The 17,944-nt window shown below is 34.2% G+C and carries 21 protein-coding genes; 15 read left to right on the forward strand and 6 right to left on the reverse strand.

The window, feature by feature from the left end; translation table 11 throughout:
* Nucleotides 1-9: 9 nt before the first annotated feature.
* On the forward strand, nt 10-3,210 hold the full coding sequence (locus AAA453_RS05120; RefSeq protein WP_427706729.1) for an efflux RND transporter permease subunit: 3,201 nt from the start codon (nt 10-12) through the stop codon (nt 3,208-3,210).
* A gap of 212 nt (nt 3,211-3,422) precedes the next feature.
* Here AAA453_RS05120 and mspA read toward each other — a convergent pair whose 3' ends face one another.
* Together mspA and AAA453_RS05130 are read right to left on the reverse strand one after the other, a co-directional pair.
* Nucleotides 3,423-3,740, reverse strand: a complete 318-nt coding sequence (gene mspA / locus AAA453_RS05125) for a membrane stabilizing protein MspA (protein WP_046465826.1) — start codon at nt 3,738-3,740, stop codon at nt 3,423-3,425.
* 64 nt (nt 3,741-3,804) lie between these two features.
* Nucleotides 3,805-3,981, reverse strand: a complete 177-nt coding sequence (locus AAA453_RS05130; protein WP_002511448.1) for an SE1832 family protein — start codon at nt 3,979-3,981, stop codon at nt 3,805-3,807.
* Nucleotides 3,982-4,130: 149 nt separating this feature from the next.
* Between AAA453_RS05130 and AAA453_RS05135 the strand changes: the two genes are divergently transcribed.
* The gene (locus tag AAA453_RS05135) at nt 4,131-5,039 is read left to right on the forward strand and encodes an AEC family transporter (RefSeq protein ID WP_427706731.1); all 909 of its coding nucleotides are present in this window, start codon (nt 4,131-4,133) and stop codon (nt 5,037-5,039) included.
* Nucleotides 5,040-5,114: 75 nt separating this feature from the next.
* On the opposite strand, the gene AAA453_RS05140 is transcribed toward AAA453_RS05135, so the two are convergent.
* The 3 genes from AAA453_RS05140 to AAA453_RS05150 form a co-directional block, all read right to left on the reverse strand.
* Nucleotides 5,115-5,906 carry a glucose 1-dehydrogenase gene (locus tag AAA453_RS05140; RefSeq protein WP_427706733.1) on the reverse strand — a complete coding sequence of 264 codons (792 nt, stop codon included), beginning with the start codon at nt 5,904-5,906 and terminating at the stop codon, nt 5,115-5,117.
* A gap of 168 nt (nt 5,907-6,074) precedes the next feature.
* The gene (locus AAA453_RS05145; protein WP_427706735.1) at nt 6,075-6,932 is read right to left on the reverse strand and encodes a RhaT/GlcU family sugar-proton symporter; all 858 of its coding nucleotides are present in this window, start codon (nt 6,930-6,932) and stop codon (nt 6,075-6,077) included.
* Between the two features lie 246 nt (nt 6,933-7,178).
* Nucleotides 7,179-8,048, reverse strand: a complete 870-nt coding sequence (locus AAA453_RS05150; RefSeq protein WP_427706737.1) for a GNAT family N-acetyltransferase — start codon at nt 8,046-8,048, stop codon at nt 7,179-7,181.
* 121 nt (nt 8,049-8,169) lie between these two features.
* On the opposite strand from AAA453_RS05150, the gene AAA453_RS05155 reads away from it, so the two are divergent.
* Together AAA453_RS05155 and AAA453_RS05160 are read left to right on the forward strand one after the other, a co-directional pair.
* Entirely contained in the window at nt 8,170-10,308 is a 2,139-nt protein-coding gene (locus AAA453_RS05155) for a DNA topoisomerase III (RefSeq protein ID WP_427706739.1), read from the forward strand.
* A 110-nt stretch (nt 10,309-10,418) separates the two neighbouring features.
* Nucleotides 10,419-11,753, forward strand: coding sequence for an NCS2 family permease (locus AAA453_RS05160; RefSeq protein WP_046465820.1), 1,335 nt, complete (start codon nt 10,419-10,421; stop codon nt 11,751-11,753).
* 314 nt (nt 11,754-12,067) lie between these two features.
* Here AAA453_RS05160 and AAA453_RS05165 read toward each other — a convergent pair whose 3' ends face one another.
* On the reverse strand, nt 12,068-12,454 hold the full coding sequence (locus AAA453_RS05165; RefSeq protein ID WP_427706742.1) for a hypothetical protein: 387 nt from the start codon (nt 12,452-12,454) through the stop codon (nt 12,068-12,070).
* A gap of 359 nt (nt 12,455-12,813) precedes the next feature.
* Between AAA453_RS05165 and rpsJ the strand changes: the two genes are divergently transcribed.
* From rpsJ to rpsQ, 11 genes are all read left to right on the forward strand, one after another.
* The gene (rpsJ, locus tag AAA453_RS05170) at nt 12,814-13,122 is read left to right on the forward strand and encodes a 30S ribosomal protein S10 (RefSeq protein ID WP_002482611.1); all 309 of its coding nucleotides are present in this window, start codon (nt 12,814-12,816) and stop codon (nt 13,120-13,122) included.
* Nucleotides 13,123-13,149: 27 nt separating this feature from the next.
* Entirely contained in the window at nt 13,150-13,809 is a 660-nt protein-coding gene (rplC, locus tag AAA453_RS05175) for a 50S ribosomal protein L3 (RefSeq protein ID WP_021338403.1), read from the forward strand.
* 26 nt (nt 13,810-13,835) lie between these two features.
* Entirely contained in the window at nt 13,836-14,459 is a 624-nt protein-coding gene (gene rplD, locus AAA453_RS05180) for a 50S ribosomal protein L4 (RefSeq protein WP_002506965.1), read from the forward strand.
* The gene (gene rplW / locus AAA453_RS05185; RefSeq protein ID WP_002506966.1) at nt 14,459-14,734 is read left to right on the forward strand and encodes a 50S ribosomal protein L23; all 276 of its coding nucleotides are present in this window, start codon (nt 14,459-14,461) and stop codon (nt 14,732-14,734) included. Before rplD ends, rplW begins: the two co-directional genes overlap by 1 nt.
* A gap of 28 nt (nt 14,735-14,762) precedes the next feature.
* Nucleotides 14,763-15,599, forward strand: a complete 837-nt coding sequence (gene rplB / locus AAA453_RS05190) for a 50S ribosomal protein L2 (RefSeq protein WP_064783527.1) — start codon at nt 14,763-14,765, stop codon at nt 15,597-15,599.
* Between the two features lie 64 nt (nt 15,600-15,663).
* Nucleotides 15,664-15,942, forward strand: coding sequence for a 30S ribosomal protein S19 (gene rpsS / locus AAA453_RS05195; RefSeq protein ID WP_002482616.1), 279 nt, complete (start codon nt 15,664-15,666; stop codon nt 15,940-15,942).
* Nucleotides 15,943-15,970: 28 nt separating this feature from the next.
* Nucleotides 15,971-16,324, forward strand: coding sequence for a 50S ribosomal protein L22 (rplV, locus tag AAA453_RS05200; RefSeq protein ID WP_002482617.1), 354 nt, complete (start codon nt 15,971-15,973; stop codon nt 16,322-16,324).
* 23 nt (nt 16,325-16,347) lie between these two features.
* The gene (gene rpsC, locus AAA453_RS05205) at nt 16,348-17,004 is read left to right on the forward strand and encodes a 30S ribosomal protein S3 (protein ID WP_046465817.1); all 657 of its coding nucleotides are present in this window, start codon (nt 16,348-16,350) and stop codon (nt 17,002-17,004) included.
* 2 nt (nt 17,005-17,006) lie between these two features.
* Nucleotides 17,007-17,441 (forward strand): 50S ribosomal protein L16, encoded by a 435-nt coding sequence (gene rplP, locus AAA453_RS05210; protein ID WP_021338400.1) that lies wholly within the window; start codon nt 17,007-17,009, stop codon nt 17,439-17,441.
* Entirely contained in the window at nt 17,431-17,640 is a 210-nt protein-coding gene (gene rpmC / locus AAA453_RS05215; RefSeq protein WP_002506970.1) for a 50S ribosomal protein L29, read from the forward strand. The genes rplP and rpmC overlap by 11 nt, the downstream gene beginning before the upstream one ends.
* Nucleotides 17,641-17,666: 26 nt before the next feature.
* Complete coding sequence (gene rpsQ / locus AAA453_RS05220; RefSeq protein WP_002506971.1) at nt 17,667-17,930, forward strand: 30S ribosomal protein S17; 264 nt, start codon at nt 17,667-17,669, stop codon at nt 17,928-17,930.
* Nucleotides 17,931-17,944: the final 14 nt, after the last annotated feature.

The following is a 17,944-nucleotide window of genomic DNA, read 5'->3' on the forward strand; positions in this document are numbered from 1 at the left end:
ATTAAGTGCATGATAAAAAAATTACTACAGTTTTCATTAGGAAATAAATTTGCAATATTCTTAATGGTCTTGTTAGTTATATTAGCTGGCATATACTCGAGTTCCAAAATGAAACTCGAACTATTACCCGATGTTGAACCACCAATGATTACAATACAAACAGCATTACCGGGTGCGACTCCAGAAACAGTAAAGGAAGACATTAGTGATAAAATAGATAGTCAAGTTAGGTCTATGTCTGATGTTAAGAGCGTGAGCGCTCAATCTATACAAAATGCTTCAATGGTAACTGTAGAATATGAAGAAACTGCAGATATGGATAAAGCAGAAAATGATTTACAGAAAGAAATCGATAAGATTAAATTTGATGAAGAGGTTGAGGAACCAGAACTAACAAGAAGTTCAATGGATGCATTTCCTATCGTAGCTTATTCATTTAGTAATAAGGAAGATAACCTCAAAGATACGACAAGTAAAATTAACAACGAACTGATTCCACGTTTAGAAACAATTGAAGGTATACAAACTGCACAACTTAACGGTCAAACGTCACGAGAAGTATCTGTGAAATTTGATCAAGAAAAATTACAGGAAAGTGGTTTGAGTGCAGAAAGTGTTCAACAATTTCTAAAGAGTGCTACAAGTGAAACACCTCTCGGGTTATTCCAATTTGATAAGACAGAAAAGTCTGTTGTCATTGATGGTCAATTTACATCCGTAGATGCATTGAAAGATTTAGAAATCCCACTAACTGCAGGTGCTGGATCTAGCGCTCAAGGACAAAGTGCAAGTGATTCAGGTCAACAAGGTGCAGCACAAAGTCAAGGTGGTGCGGGAGCTTCTTCACAAGGTTCTGCAATGCAAGGTGCCGGAGCAAGTAGTGGCTCAGGTGGTGAAAGCGTACCATCAGTGAAGCTAGATGATATTGCTGACGTCTCTGTAGGGGATGTACGTGAATCTATTTCAAAAACAAATGGTAAAGACGCGGTGAATGTACAGGTTACTAAATCACAAGACGCCAATACTGTAAAAGTAGCTGAAGATACCAAAAATGAAATCGATAAATTTGTTAAAGAAAATCCTGATGTCAATTCAACTAAAGTCATGGATACAGCGAAACCTATTCAAGACTCTCTTTACACTATGATTGAAAAAGCAGCCTTAGGTACAATGGTTGCGATTATCGTTATCTTACTATTCTTAAGAAATATTAGAACGACTGCAATTTCAATCGTATCCATACCAATGTCTATCTTAATAGCGATGGTGGCATTAAAATTATCAGATGTTTCATTAAACATTCTTACTTTAGGCGCATTAACTGTTGCCATAGGGCGTGTAATTGATGATTCAATTGTAGTAGTAGAAAATATATACAGACGTTTGTCAGATAAAGATGAGAAATTAAGCGGAGATAAATTAGTTATAAGTGCTACAAGTGAAGTATTTAAACCAATTTTATCATCTACTATAGTGACAATTATTGTATTCTTGCCACTTGTCTTTGTAACAGGTTCCGTAGGTCAAATGTTTAGACCATTTGCCCTAGCAATTGCTTTTAGTTTATTAGCATCACTTCTTGTTTCTGTAACGATTGTTCCAGCATTAAGTGCAACATTCTTTAAAAAGGGAATTAAACAACGTAGAGAAAAGAAATTAGGTTTGATAGGTAGTAATTACAAAAAAGTATTAAACTGGTCATTAAATCATAAATGGATTGTAATTATAATTAGTACACTCATTTTGATAGCAAGTATTGGACTGGGTGCTGCTAAACTTGGAACAAGCTTTATTTCCACAGGGGAAGATAAGTATATGGCACTTACATATACGCCGGAACCCGGTGAAACTGAAGAAGGCGTTCTAAATCACGCAGAAGAAGTACAGAAATATTTAAATAAAAAAGATAAAGTGAATACAGTTCAATATTCAGTGGGTGGTGCAACGCCGACAGATCCTACTGGAAGTTCAAATAGTATGGCAATAATGGTGGAATATGATTCCAACACACCAAATTTTGATGAAGAACCTGATAAAGTGCTTAGTCATATTGAAGAATATAAACACCCTGGTACTTGGGGTAACCAAGATATGGGCACCGGCACAGACAACAAAGCATTAGAAATTGCAGTAACTGGTCCATCATTAGATTCAATTGAAGGAACTGTAAAAAAAGTTGAAGACGAAATGAAAGATGTTAAAGGACTAGCTAATGTTAAGTCAGACTTATCACAAACTTATGAGCAATATAATATCAAAGTCGATCAAAATAAAGCTTCAAGCTATGGCTTGTCAGCTTCGCAATTAGCAATGACATTAAATCAAAATACACCTGAACAAACGGTTACGACTGTTAAAGAAAAAGGTAAATCCATAGATGTAAAAGTTAAAGAAGATAAAGATAAAAACTGGACAGAAGAAAAATTAGAAAGCACAGAAGTACAAACACCAACAGGTCAATCTATTGAGTTAAGTGAGATTGCCGATTTAGAAAAATCATCTACACCTAATAAAATTGAAACAGAAGCCGGTGATTACACTGCAACAGTTTCTACAAAAGTAACAAACGATGATGTCGGTGGCATGGCTCAAAAAGTAATATCTAAAGTAAACGATATAGATAAGCCTAATAACGTAGAAACAAAAGTAGGCGGGGCTAATGAAGATATAAGCAAAGCTATATCACAATTAGTATTAGCAATGATAGCAGCAATAATAATTGTTTATTTAGTGCTTGTTCTGACGTTCAAAGGCGCACTCGCACCATTTACAATTCTATTCTCTCTTCCATATACTGTTATAGGTGTAGTAATCGCTCTTGTCTTAACGGGTGAAACGATATCCGTACCAAGTATGATTGGTATGCTCATGCTGATTGGTATCGTAGTAACAAATGCGATTGTGTTGGTAGATAGAGTTATTAATAAAGAAAAACAAGGTCTGGAAATGAAAGAAGCGTTATTAGAAGCTGGTGGTACGCGTATTAGACCGATTCTTATGACAGCTATAGCTACAATTGGCGCATTATTACCAATGTTGTTTGGTGAAGATAGCTCAATTATTATTTCAAAAGGTATGGCAGCGACAGTTATAGGTGGATTAATTTCATCTACGCTATTAACGTTAATTGTAGTACCTGTTATATACGAAATACTATTTAGCTTGAAAGATAAAATTATTAATAAACGTAATAAGAAAAACAAATCATAGATAAATCATATTAGGATGTATGAATGAATTCCTACAGAAAAACTGCTTACACAGTCTTATAACATGTGTAAGCAGTTTTATTTGTTTTTATATAAAAGGGACGGTATAAATCATTTTTCTTAGTACTTATCTTGTTAGTTAACTGAAAATAATGCACTATGCAAAAAGAGTATTGAAATAGATAACTACTTCAATACTCAATATTTAAATAATTAATATAATACTAATGCTAAAATAGCGTATACCACAAATAGTATAACGGTAATAATATTTAAGATCTGAACGCCTTTAGAATCTTTTTTACCGTTTTTGAAAGCTGTGATTTCTACATTGCCAACGATAAGTAATAGTACGATGAATACCCACCAGTTTATTGCAGGGAAAGATAATGTTGTAATTGCTACAACAAATAATAAGAGCAAGGCCATAATAATACGTAAAATGCGTGTAATGATTGTCGGCATTTTAAATATACTGATGTAGCTTACTATAAGATATAATATTGGTAAAAAGATAAGGTACAGTTGCATTGAATTACATCCTTTCTATGTATGCACTTAATCTTAGCATGTAAAAAATTGATTTACTAGGATGTTATTTACGTTCTTTTTGACTAATTTCTGAACGTACAGATGCAATTTCTTTTTCTATGTCTTCAAGTTGTCGTAATAATGGGTCAACTTGTTGATTAACGGATTCTCTTTTTTCAAGGTCACCTTGTAGTCTCACGTAATCATATTTTAGTTCAGCTAATTTTTCTTTTAAATCCATTTTTACACACTCCTTTTGTATGCGGCATTGGCCACACTGTTTTAGTTTAAATTATAACATGAAATTGAAAGCTTCTAAAATAACCGAGTTATATGTTAAAGTATGAAAATGGAATGAAAACGAAACGATGTAATGAAAGAAGGTTTATTGTGACTCAACAATTTATCATAATTATTTTACTTATTGCATTAGGTTATGCACTTAAAAGAATTAATTACTTTAAGGCAAACGACAGCCAAGTTTTTGCAACATTAGTTCTAAATGTCACATTACCTTCACTCGTGATAGTTAATTTAAACGAAGCAGATTTAGATATATCACTTTCTATCTTACCTATAATGATGATTTTGTATGGTGCTATAACAAAAATAATCATGGTATGGTTCTTCATGAAATATGACAACCAAATACGAGGGACAACGGGTATGATGATGGCTTCTCTAAATATAGGCTTATTTGCATATCCATTGGTAGAAGCAATATGGCCCAATACTGGTATGATTTATTTTGGTATGGTAGATATTGGTGGCGCGATTATTATGTTTGGAGTTACTTACTTTGTTGGAAGCTATTTTAGTAGTTCAGGTGATAGCTTTGATTTTAAATATCTAGCGAAAAATCTTCTTAAATCAGTGCCGTTAATGACATATATCATCATGTTTATTTTAAATATGCTCAATATTCATTTTCCGGATCCAGTAATTGATTTCTTCTCTGTATTATCAGGCGCTAATATGCCATTATCAATGATTTTGATAGGGTTAATGTTGAATTTTAGTATAGATAAACGATTTTTACCAATCGCAATGAAGTACATTTTATTACATTACGGTTTAGGTATTATCGCTGGGTTACTCGTATATTTCTTTTTACCAGTTGATGATCAAATGGTAAAAACAACACTACAAGTTGCATGGTTATTACCAGTAGGTGTAGCAATAATACCTTATGCGATTCAATTTAAATATAAGACATTACCACTGGTTGGCATGGTCACTAATTTAACAATTGTTATTAGTATAATTATATTATATATTTACCAAGCTTTATTTGTATAAATAAAAGCACTCCTGTTATTTTACAGGAGTGCTTTTTGCTGTCTCTAATGACTGATAACCAGATTAAATGTTAGCTTAACCTTTACCACCCATAAATGCAGGATAATTAGTCATGCCACCATCGACATATATTGTTGTGCCATGAATATAATCCGCTAAGTCAGAAGCTAAAAATCTTGCAACGTTAGCAACTTGACTAGCTTCTCCAATAATCTTAGATGGGATCATTTCTAATGTTTCTTCACGTGTTGTTGGATCAGAGAATTTTTCTTTCGTGTGTTCAGTAACGATAGCTCCCGGTGAAATATTATTAATACGAATACCATATTGTGCATATTCCATCGACATTGTTTCCATCATTAATTTTAATCCGCCTTTACTTGCTGCGTAGTTTACATAGTTTGGCCATGGAATTTTATCATGAACACTAGATGTGTTGATAATTACACCTTTTTTATCTTCTTTTAAAAATTGGTTTATAGCTGTTTTTGAACCTATAAATGCACCAGTCAAATTGACGTCAATTACTTTTTGCCATTCTTCTAAAGGCATTTCGTGTGTAGGGATAGGTTTTTCAAATCCAGCGTTATTAATTAAGATATCGAGTGTACCAAATTGATCTACAGCAGATTGAATTAAACGTTCTACATCATCTTCTTTTGATATATCAGCTTGTACCTTGATTGCCTTGCCGCCTGCATCTTCAATTAATTGGATAGTTTGAGACACTACTTCTAAATGGCGTTCCGAGCGATAATTTATAACGACATTAGCTTTTTCATCACCAAACTGTTCTGCCATAGCTTTTCCAATACCGCTACCAGCACCTGTAATCACTACAACTTTACCTTCTAAGTCCTTAAACATAATGTATGACGCCTCCTTGATAGTAATAGTATAAAACAAAAAGTTTAAGACAAATATTAAATGATTAGAGATGAAAGTCACTAATCATTCAATATGCAATGAAAAATTGTCGTTGCCTTAAACTTAATGTTGTTTATCTATTTGTAAAATGATGTTTGATTGTTAATGTTAACCTTTAATATTTCCGAGTACAAAGGCAGCAATGACAATGAGAACAATACCAGCCCATATGCCAGTCATTTGACGTTTGTCTTTACGCTCACCTAATAGGAAAATACCGCCAAGTGTAGATACGATGACTAATAATTGGGATAATGAAAAACTCGTTGCTACACCGACTTTGGGTTGTGAATAGAACATAAATAAATTACCTATCCCCCAAATTACACCAGGAATTAAATTCCATGCAGTACTTTTTATTGATGTTTCGTGTTTAGCTGATAGTATTAAGCCACCAATCGCCATACCTATAGATTGGAAGAAAAGGGCATTCATTCCATCTACACCGAAGATTTGAGCTACAACTACATACACGACGTAACCAACAGTAGAAATTAGTAATATAGGCATTGCTTTACCAAAGTTTTTCGTGTTTTCTGATGCTTCATTTTTGCCTTTAATAGACGTCATAGCAATACCAATAACGAGTAATACCATAGCGAGTAGGCCTAATGTAACTTGAGTACCAGTACTCCATTCACCTAAAAATACAGCACTAAATAATGTTGTACCTACTAATTGTAAACCAGTAGAGATAGGCATAGTTTTAGACACACCAATTAAACTAATTGATTTCAATTGGTAGCCCTGACCAAGTGCCCAAAAAGCACCTGAAATTAAACCGACAATAATAATAGTGGGGTCACCAAATTCAGCATTGCCAGTTAATAATAAAATAATACCAATGATTAATGCACCAAATGTAGTACCTCTAATTTGGTTATAGGGGCCACCACCAACAAGCACATTAATTAAAACAACACTCCCCCAAAATAACGCGGGTAAAAGGGCAATTAATATATCCATACTTTATATTCACTCTCTCTCTATTTAAATAATACTTTCCTTTCAAAACAACTACTTAGATTGCCCTTGTATGGTATTTTAAAGCAAAATATTAATATAGTAAAAAATATTAGATTATATGCAAAATTATTTTGTATCATTGTGAAATATAACCATTATCGGTTTTTGGCATTAAAAAAAGAATAATTAAAATAAGCTTAAAATTTGGAGATATTCCAAACTTTAAGCTTATAAAGGTATAGCGAATTAAATATGAGCAGCGACGTATTTAAATTTTTTATATTCATAATTGATATTAAAGCCTAGCTCATTAAAACGTTCAACGAGTGTCGTGTTTTTACTACGTATTTTGAAAAAAACTTTTTCTATATCGTGATTAGTAAACGCGATGTGTATGGCGTGTGATAGTAAATCAAATGCTATGCCTTTAAGTCTATAATCAGAGTGCGAAGAAAAATATTTGATTTCTGCTTTATGACTATTTTCAAATATTTGAAGGTAGAGATAACCTTTCAGTAGTCCCTCAGACATAAACATAAATAGGCGATGATGCTCATCTAGTGATTCAACAATTTCATCAGCAGTCATTACATCATGTTTAAATGTGTGTTCATGCAATTTACTAAATAAACGATAGTAAGCTGGCTGATATTCTGTGATGTTTTGTGCGTGCTCAATTTCACCAATATCTTGTGATGCTACTAAATAATAATCTGTAAAGCTATAAGAAGATTGGATAGCTTTCATAAAATCTAAATAATTTTGTTCTGTTTCTTCAAAAGAAAAGTTGAAACTCGTAGATTCAGATTTGCTCTGTGCTAATGTTTCAAATAAGTTTTGAAAGGCTGAAACTGATGGTGTAACTGATTTATTTACGAAAGGGCCAAGAACTTTATATTTATTTTGCTCATATTGAAACGCTGATATTAACATGATGATTTGATCTTGATCATCCATCTGTGCATAGACGCCTGGGTCTTCGATGAGTTGCTTTATATTAGTTGTAATATCTTTATGTGCTGGTGGTAATTTGTATAAATAAGAAGCTGAACGATAATCTGCGTTAATTATAAACTGTTCTATCTGGTCATAGTCGTTTAATTTGATAGTTTTCATAAAATACCTCCGTCTGTAAACTATTAAGTTAATTATAGGAACTTTTTGATATAAATGGAAGTTTCGATGTGCTATATACATGTTACAATAAATATTATATTGAAATTGAAAGGGCGAAATTATGAAATCACTAATTATAGCTGAAAAACCTTCAGTAGGTAGAGACATTGCAAATACTTTGAACGTTAATGAAAAGCGCAATGGCTATTTTGAAAATAATAAATATATAGTTACTTGGGCGTTGGGTCATTTGGTAACGAATGCAACGCCAGAACAGTATGATAATAATTATAAAGAATGGAAACTTGATGTTTTACCCATTATACCAAATAAAATGAAAACTGTTGTTATAAGTAAGACAAGAAAGCAATTTTCAACAGTGCAATCTTTAATTAAGAACAATAATGTTAAAGACATCATCATTGCAACTGATGCTGGTAGAGAGGGCGAACTTGTAGCGCGATTAATATTAGATAAAGCACATAATCAAAAACCAATTAAACGTTTATGGATTAGTTCTGTAACAAATAAAGCAATTAAAGATGGTTTTAATAAACTGCAAGATGGACGTAAATATGACAATTTATATCACGCTGCATTAGCACGCAGTGAAGCAGATTGGATTGTTGGTATCAATGCAACAAGAGCATTGACAACCAAATATGACGCGCAATTGTCACTGGGTCGTGTGCAAACACCAACAATACAATTAGTACAAATGAGACAAAATGAGATTAATCAATTCAAACCACAGACTTATTTCACAATGAAATTGAATGCAGGTGGCCTTAACTTCCAATGTACTAAACCTCAATCACATCCTGATAAAACTGTTTTTGAAGGTATCAAGAAGGAAATTGAAGGACAAGTAGCAACGATTGAAACAATAACTAAAAGTCATAAAAAATCATATCCACAGCAATTGTTTAGTTTAACTGATTTGCAACAAGAAGCTTATAAACGCTATCACTTAGGGCCTAAAGAGACTTTAAATACATTACAGGCGTTGTATGAAAGACATAAACTTGTGACGTATCCACGTACAGATTCAAATTATTTAACTGATGATATGGTAGATACGCTCAAAGATCGTTTGCAAGCAATTATGGCTACAACTTTAAAAGACATAGCAAAAGGGCAAATGTCACAATCGTTTTCTGCTAAACAAAGATTTGTAAATAACAGTAAGGTATCAGATCATCACGCTATCATACCAACAGAAGTACGTCCTGATATGAATCAATTAAGCCAACGAGAATCAAAAATATACATGATGATTGCGCAAAGATACTTAGAAAATCTAATGCCACCTCATGAATACGAAGCAGTTTCTATAGAATTAAATGTGGGTGGATATAACTTTACTTTTAAAGATAAAATCACTACAAAATTAGGTTTTAAAGCAGTCTATGATACTCAAGAAAAAGCAAATGAACAAATTGCTCAAATGCAAAAAGGTGCAACACTTAAAATCACTCGTGTGAACATAGAGCAACATGAGACAACACCTCCAGCGTATTTTAATGAAGGAACTTTACTCAAAGCGATGGAAAGCCCTCAGAAATTCTTTGCATTAGATGATAAAAAACATAATGATACATTAAAAGAAACAGGCGGTATTGGTACTGTAGCAACCAGAGCGGATATCATAGAAAAATTATTTAATATGAATGCGATTGAAGTACGTGATGGCAAAATAAAAGTAACTTCTAAAGGAAAACAAATTTTAGAATTAGCACCAAAAAAACTTACTTCTCCGTTACTGACAGCAGAATGGGAAGAAAAACTTTCACTCATTGAACAAGGTAAATATGATGTGAAACAGTTTATATCAGAGATGAAGCAATTTACGAACGACGTTGTATCTGAAATTAAGGAAAGTGAACAAAGCTATAAACATGACAATTTAACTACAACTGAATGTCCAACTTGCGGTAAATTTATGATTAAAGTTAAAACGAAAAATGGACAAATGCTAGTTTGTCAGGATCCTACGTGCAAAACGAAAAAGAATGTTCAAAGAAAAACTAACGCACGTTGTCCTAATTGTCATAAAAAAATGACGTTATTCGGAAGAGGGAAGGACGCTGTTTATCGCTGTGTTTGTGGTCATACTGAAAGTCAGACTCAAATGGATAAACGACATAAAAATAAAAAGTCAGATAAAATAAATAAAAAAGATATGAAAAAATATATGAATAAAGATGAAGGTATAGAGAACAACCCATTCCAAGATGCACTAAAAGGCCTTAAATTCTAAAATAATCGAACAAACGAAATATATATTTTAACAAAGTTCGTGTTTGCTATTGTAAAATAGTTAAATTGATATTAAAATATGTAGGTATTTTAAAAAAAGGAGAACTAACTGTGAAAAAGTATTTCAAGTTTGATAAACATGGAACAAGCTATAAGAAAGAGATACTTGGTGGGCTAACGACTTTCTTATCTATGGCATACATTTTAGCTGTTAACCCTCAAGTACTTAGTTTAGCAGGCGTTGAAGGCGTGTCTGACGATATGAAAATGGATCAAGGTGCTATTTTCGTTGCCACAGCACTTGCAGCTTTTGTTGGCTCACTATTTATGGGGCTAATTGCACGATATCCGATTGCTTTAGCACCTGGTATGGGCTTAAATGCATTCTTTGCATTTACTGTTGTATTAACTATGGGCATTCCTTGGGAAGTCGGTTTAACTGGAGTACTATTTTCTGGTTTAGTATTTGCAGTCCTCACAATGACGGGGCTACGGGAAATAATCATAAACGCAATTCCTTTTCAGATGAAAATGGCAGTGTCTGCAGGAATCGGGTTATTTATCACATTTGTAGGGTTACAAAGTTCAGGTATTATTGTTGCCAATGATTCTACGTTAGTTACATTGGGGCAAATTACTGACGGACCTGTACTCTTAACTATATTTGGTATCATTATCACTGTTATACTCTATGCAGTTAGAGTGCCAGGAGCAATATTTATTGGTATGATGCTTACATCTATTCTTGGTATGATTACTGGTCTTATACATACGCCAAGTGGCATTGTAGGTCAAGTGCCAAGTATTGAACCAACTTTCGGTGCAGCTTTTGAAGCCTTTAAAGATCCATCGCAATTATTTACTGTTCAATTTCTAATTGTTATCCTAACATTCTTATTCATAGATTTCTTTGATACAGCAGGAACTTTAGTAGCAGTAGCTAGTCAAGCTGGTATGATGAAAGATAACAAACTTCCAAGAGCTGGACGTGCACTTTTTTCAGACTCATTAGCGACAATTGTAGGTTCGATTTTTGGTACCACAACAACGACTACATATATTGAATCAACATCAGGTGTTGCTGTCGGAGCACGGACAGGATTTGCAAGTGTAGTAACAGGTTTTTGTTTCTTATTAGCGATATTCTTTAGTCCGCTTATGGAAGTAGTGACGAGTGCAGTTACCACACCTGCATTAGTTGTAGTTGGTGTCTTAATGGCTTCAAACTTTGCAGAAATAGATTGGAAGAAATTTGAAGTTGCAGTACCAGCTTTTGTCACAATAATCATGATGCCTTTATCATATTCAATTGCGACAGGTATTGCTTGCGGATTTATATTCTATCCAATTACAATGTTAATCTCTAAAAGACATAAAGAAGTACATCCTATCATGTATGGTTTAATGGTATTATTTATTCTCTATTTCGTGTTTGTTCACGGATAAATCAAAAGCACATTGTTGAACGTCAAAGCGACGCAACAATGTGCTTTTATATTTTACAAATAATTAACTTGGAACTGTTTAGAAATCGTATAAGGTATTATACATCAAATACATATTATACAAGAAGTAAAAACAAGTTTCTTCATTATAATAGCAATTTATGAAAAGGTAATAAAAGTTATGCTGTTAATAAAGAATCGATTTACCCAATTGGTATGATTTAACCAAACAAAGACTCATATAATATACGCTCGATGAAAAATAGTTAATCCTAACTAACAGAACTTATAAAAAAATTTAAAAAGAAAGACTAATTATTTTTGAGTTTCTCTATATTCTGTATATACTACTTTTGCATTTTTGTTAGCTACATACAGAGGAGTTGAAAAGAGTACGAATATAAAGAAAAGCATTAAAAAGAATAAAATCCAATGCACAACCATACCGATGAAAGGTAAAAATGCAATGAATGAACCAATAACACCTAATAATGGAATAACCATCATTGGTTTAATTGAGTTTTGTTTATCTACTATGAGTATTATCATAGTTACAAGGTATAATAGGGCGTTAATGAGTAATGGTTGCCAACCAAAACTAAGAATAATGCTACCACCAAGAAATGGAATACCATAAACAAACTCTCCTATTAGGAGTATAAAGCTCAAAATTATAAGCGTAGTACGAATACCCCTTTTCATATCATATCACCACCTAATATCTACTATTATAAAACAAACCAATGGATTTCAATAACAATAAGTAATAATGAATTCTAGAGATTCAAAAAGATTTTTAAAAAGATTTCAAAAAAGGTTGAAGTGATTAGCGTATTCAAGTACAATAACAAAGTATGTGTTAGACAAAAAGTATAAAAACTTTTGCAGAAAAGCTTGATTAATCACTGCTTTTCATGTAACATATCTAATGTTGGACTTTAAGAACACGCGATGAAGCGAAAGGTTACTGACACACCCGGCCGCTTTGCCATGGCGCTGTGTGAGATAGTTTTCGTGGAGAAGTCTATCACTTAAATGTAGACGAATAAGGAGGGAAAATTATGGCAAAACAAAAAATCAGAATCAGATTAAAAGCTTATGATCACCGCGTAATCGATCAATCAGCAGAAAAAATTGTTGAAACAGCAAAACGTTCTGGTGCAGATGTATCTGGACCAATTCCGTTACCGACTGAAAGATCAGTTTATACTGTAATTCGTGCCGTGCATAAGTACAAAGATTCACGTGAACAGTTCGAACAACGTACACATAAACGTTTGATCGATATTGTTAACCCTACACCAAAAACAGTTGATGCTCTTATGGGCTTAAACTTACCATCTGGCGTAGACATCGAAATCAAATTATAATAGAAAAATTTAGGAGGTGGACTTTCGATGACCAAAGGAATCTTAGGAAGAAAAATCGGGATGACACAAGTTTTCGGAGAAAACGGTGATTTAATCCCAGTAACAGTAGTAGAAGCAAGCCAAAACGTTGTATTACAAAAGAAATCTGAAGAGATTGATGGTTACAACGCAATACAAGTAGGCTACGAAGATAAACGAGCTTATAAAAAAGGTAGTAAAACAAGCAAATATGCTAACAAACCAGCTGAAGGCCATGCTAAAAAAGCAGGCACAGCACCTAAGCGCTTCATTCGTGAATTCAAAAACGTTAATGTTGATGAATACGAAGTAGGTCAAGAAGTCTCAGTTAATACATTTGAAGCTGGAGACGTAATTGATGTAACAGGCGTATCTAAAGGTAAAGGTTTCCAAGGTGCCATTAAACGTCATAATCAAGCACGTGGTCCAATGTCACATGGTTCTCATTTCCATAGATCACCTGGTTCAATAGGTATGGCATCAGATGCTTCAAAAGTCTTTAAAGGACAAAAAATGCCTGGACGTATGGGTGGAGACACAGTAACAGTTCAAAACTTAGAAGTAGTTCAAGTTGACACTGAAAACAATGTAATTTTAGTTAAAGGTAATGTACCTGGACCTAAAAAAGGTTTCTTAGAAATCACTTCATCAATTAAAGGTAATAAATAATATAGAATGAAAGGAGGATATGCATAATGGCAAATTATGATGTATTAAAAGTAGATGGAACTAAATCAGGTTCAGTTGAATTAAACGATGCAGTATTTGCAATCGAACCAAACAATAGTGTTCTTTTTGAAGCAATTAATTTACAACGTGCTTCATTACGCCAAGGTACACACGCTGTCAAGAACCGTTCAGCAGTACGAGGCGGCGGAGCTAAACCATGGAGACAAAAAGGTACAGGACGTGCGCGTCAAGGTACAATCCGTGCTCCACAATGGCGTGGTGGTGGTATCGTATTCGGACCAACACCAAGAAGCTACTCATACAAAATGCCTAAGAAAATGCGTCGTTTAGCATTACGCTCAGCATTATCTTATAAAGTACAAGAAAAAGGTTTAACTGTTGTTGATACATTAAACTTAGAAGCTCCAAAAACTAAAGAGTTCAAAACTGTACTTTCAAATTTAGAACAACCTAAAAAAGTATTAGTAGTTACTGAATCAGAAGATGTAAACGTAGCATTATCTGCTCGTAACATTCCTGGTGTACAAGTTACTACAGCTCAAGGTTTAAATGTTCTAGATATCACAAGCGCTGACAGTGTAGTAATTACAGAATCAGCTGCTAAAAAAGTTGAGGAGGTGCTAGGATAATGGAAGCAAGAGACGTTCTTAAGCGCCCCGTAATCACTGAAAAATCATCTGTCGCTATGGCAGAAGACAAATACACATTCGACGTTGATACTCGTGCTAATAAAACACAAGTTAAAATCGCTGTTGAAGAAATCTTTGACGTAAAAGTTGCTAATGTAAACATCATCAACTACAAACCAAAGAAAAAACGTATGGGCCGTTACCAAGGCTATACAAATAAAAGACGCGTAGCAATTGTAAAATTAAAAGAAGGATCAATCGATCTATTCAACTAAAACATTACCAATAAGGAGGTAAACGACAATGGCTCTAAAAAAATACAAGCCAATTACTAATGGTCGTCGTAATATGACTGGTTATGATTTCTCAGAAATCACTGAAACAACTCCAGAAAAATCATTATTACAACCGCTACCGAAAAGAGCGGGACGAAATAACCAAGGTAAATTGACAGTTCGCCATCGCGGTGGAGGACATAAACGTCAATACCGTGTTATTGATTTCAAACGTAATAAAGACGGCATCAACGCTAAAGTTGATTCAATACAATATGATCCAAACCGTTCAGCAAACATTGCATTATTAGTTTATGCTGATGGAGAAAAACGCTATATCATCGCTCCAAAAAACCTTAAAGTAGGTCAAGTATTGGAAAACGGTGAAAATGCAGATATCAAATTAGGTAATGCATTACCATTAATTAACATCCCAGTAGGTACAGTAGTACACAATATCGAGTTGAAACCTGGTAAAGGTGGACAAATCGCTCGTTCAGCTGGTGCTAGTGCACAAGTACTTGGTAAAGAAGGTAAATATGTTTTAATCAGATTAAGATCTGGTGAAGTACGTATGATTCTTTCAACTTGCCGTGCTACTATTGGTCAAGTTGGTAACATCCAACATGAACTTGTTAACGTTGGTAAAGCAGGACGTTCTAGATGGAAAGGTAAACGCCCAACAGTTCGTGGTTCTGTAATGAACCCTAACGATCACCCACACGGTGGTGGTGAAGGACGTGCACCTATCGGTATGCCATCTCCAATGTCACCTTGGGGTAAACCTACGCTTGGTAAGAAAACTCGTCGTGGTAAAAAATCTTCAGACAAACTTATCGTTCGTGGACGTAAGAAGAAAAAATAAAAATGACTTATTTGCGTGTGCGGCATGATTGCTGCACGCTCACAATAAGAAGGGAGGCGCCACTATGGCTCGTAGTATTAAAAAAGGACCTTTTGCTGACGATCATCTAAAGAAAAAAGTTGAGGCTCAAAGCGGAAGCGAGAAAAAACAAGTAATCAAAACTTGGTCACGTCGTTCAACTATTTTCCCTGATTTTATCGGACATACATTCGCAGTATATGATGGACGTAAACACGTACCTGTATTCGTAACTGAAGATATGGTTGGTCATAAATTAGGAGAATTCGCACCAACACGTACTTTTAAAGGTCATGCAGCAGATGACAAAAAAACTAGAAGATAACTTCTAACAAGTAGAGGAGGAAATTCGAATGGAAGCAAAAGCGGTTGCTAAAACAATAAGAATCGCACCTCGTAAAGTTAGATTAGTATTAGATCTAATTAGAGGCAAGAGCGCTGGTGAAGCTATAGCGATTTTAAAATTAAAAAACAAAGCTTCATCACCAGTAGTTGAAAAATTATTAATGTCCGCTTTAGCAAATGCTGAACATAACTATGACATGAACACTGATGAATTAATAGTTAAAGAAGCTTATGCTAATGAAGGACCAACATTAAAACGTTTCCGTCCACGTGCACAAGGCCGTGCAAGTGCGATCAACAAACGTACAAGCCACATTACAATCGTCGTAAGTGACGGTAAAGAAGAAGCTAAAGAAGCTTAATAATCTTTTAAGGAGGGAACACTGTGGGTCAAAAAATTAATCCAATCGGACTTCGTGTTGGTATCATCCGTGATTGGGAAGCTAAATGGTATGCAGAAAAAGACTTCGCATCATTATTACACGAAGATTTAAAAATCCGTAAGTTTATTGATAACGCATTAAAAGAAGCATCAGTTTCTCAAGTTGAAATTGAGCGTGCTGCTAACCGTATCAACATCGCTATTCATACTGGTAAACCAGGTATGGTAATCGGTAAAGGCGGTTCAGAAATTGAAAAATTACGTAATAAATTGAACTCATTAACAAGCAAAAAAGTACACATCAACGTTATTGAAATCAAGAAAATTGATTTAGATGCTAAACTTGTTGCTGAAAATATTGCAGTACAATTAGAAAACCGTGCATCGTTCCGTCGTGTACAAAAACAAGCTATTACTAGAGCTATGAAAAATGGCGCTAAAGGTATCAAAACACAAGTTTCAGGTCGTTTAGGCGGAGCTGACATCGCTCGTATTGAGCAATATTCAGAAGGAACTGTTCCACTTCATACACTACGTGCCGACATTAGTTATGCACATGCAGAAGCTGACACTACTTACGGTAAATTAGGTGTCAAAGTATGGATTTATCGTGGAGAAGTTCTTCCTACTACTAAGAACACTAGTGAAGGAGGAAAATAATAATGTTACTACCAAAACGTGTAAAATATCGTCGCCAACATCGTCCTAAAACAACTGGTCGTTCTAAAGGCGGTAACTATGTAACATTTGGTGAGTATGGTTTACAAGCAACTACAACTTCTTGGATCACATCTCGTCAAATCGAATCAGCTCGTATTGCAATGACACGTTTCATGAAGCGTGGCGGGAAAGTTTGGATTAAAATCTTCCCACATACACCTTACACTAAAAAACCTTTAGAAGTACGTATGGGTGCTGGTAAAGGTGCGGTTGAAGGCTGGATTGCAGTAGCAAAACCAGGTAGAATTTTATTTGAAATCGCAGGCGTTGACGAAGAAGTTGCGCGCGAAGCATTACGTTTAGCTAGTCACAAACTTCCAGTGAAAACTAAGTTTGTAAAACGTGAAGAATTGGGTGGTGAAACAAATGAAAGCTAAGGAAATTAGAGACTTAACCACTTCAGAAATCGAAGAACAAATTAAATCTTCAAAAGAAGAGCTTTTTAACCTACGCTTTCAGTTAGCAACAGGTCAATTAGAAGAAACTGCACGTATTCGCACGGTAAGAAAAACGATTGCACGTCTAAAAACTGTTGTTCGTGAAAGAGAAATTGAACAAGGTAAAGCTAATCAATAATTTAATTTAAAGAGGAGGTTACTATAGTGAGCGAAAGAAATGATCGTAAAGTTTATGTAGGTAGAGTCGTTTCCGATAAAATGGATAAAACTGTAACTGTACTTGTTGAAACATACAAAATGCACAAATTATATGGTAAACGAGTAAAATACTCTAAAAAATACAAAACTCATGATGAAAACAACTCAGCTAAATTAGGGGACACAGTAAAAATACAAGAAACACGTCCTTTATCAGCAACTAAACGTTTCCGTTTGGTAGAAATTGTTGAAGAATCAGTTATTATTTAATAAATAGTGAAGAT

It is taken from the genome of Staphylococcus parequorum (assembly GCF_039237145.1).
Classification (GTDB): Bacteria; Bacillota; Bacilli; order Staphylococcales; family Staphylococcaceae; genus Staphylococcus; species Staphylococcus equorum_A.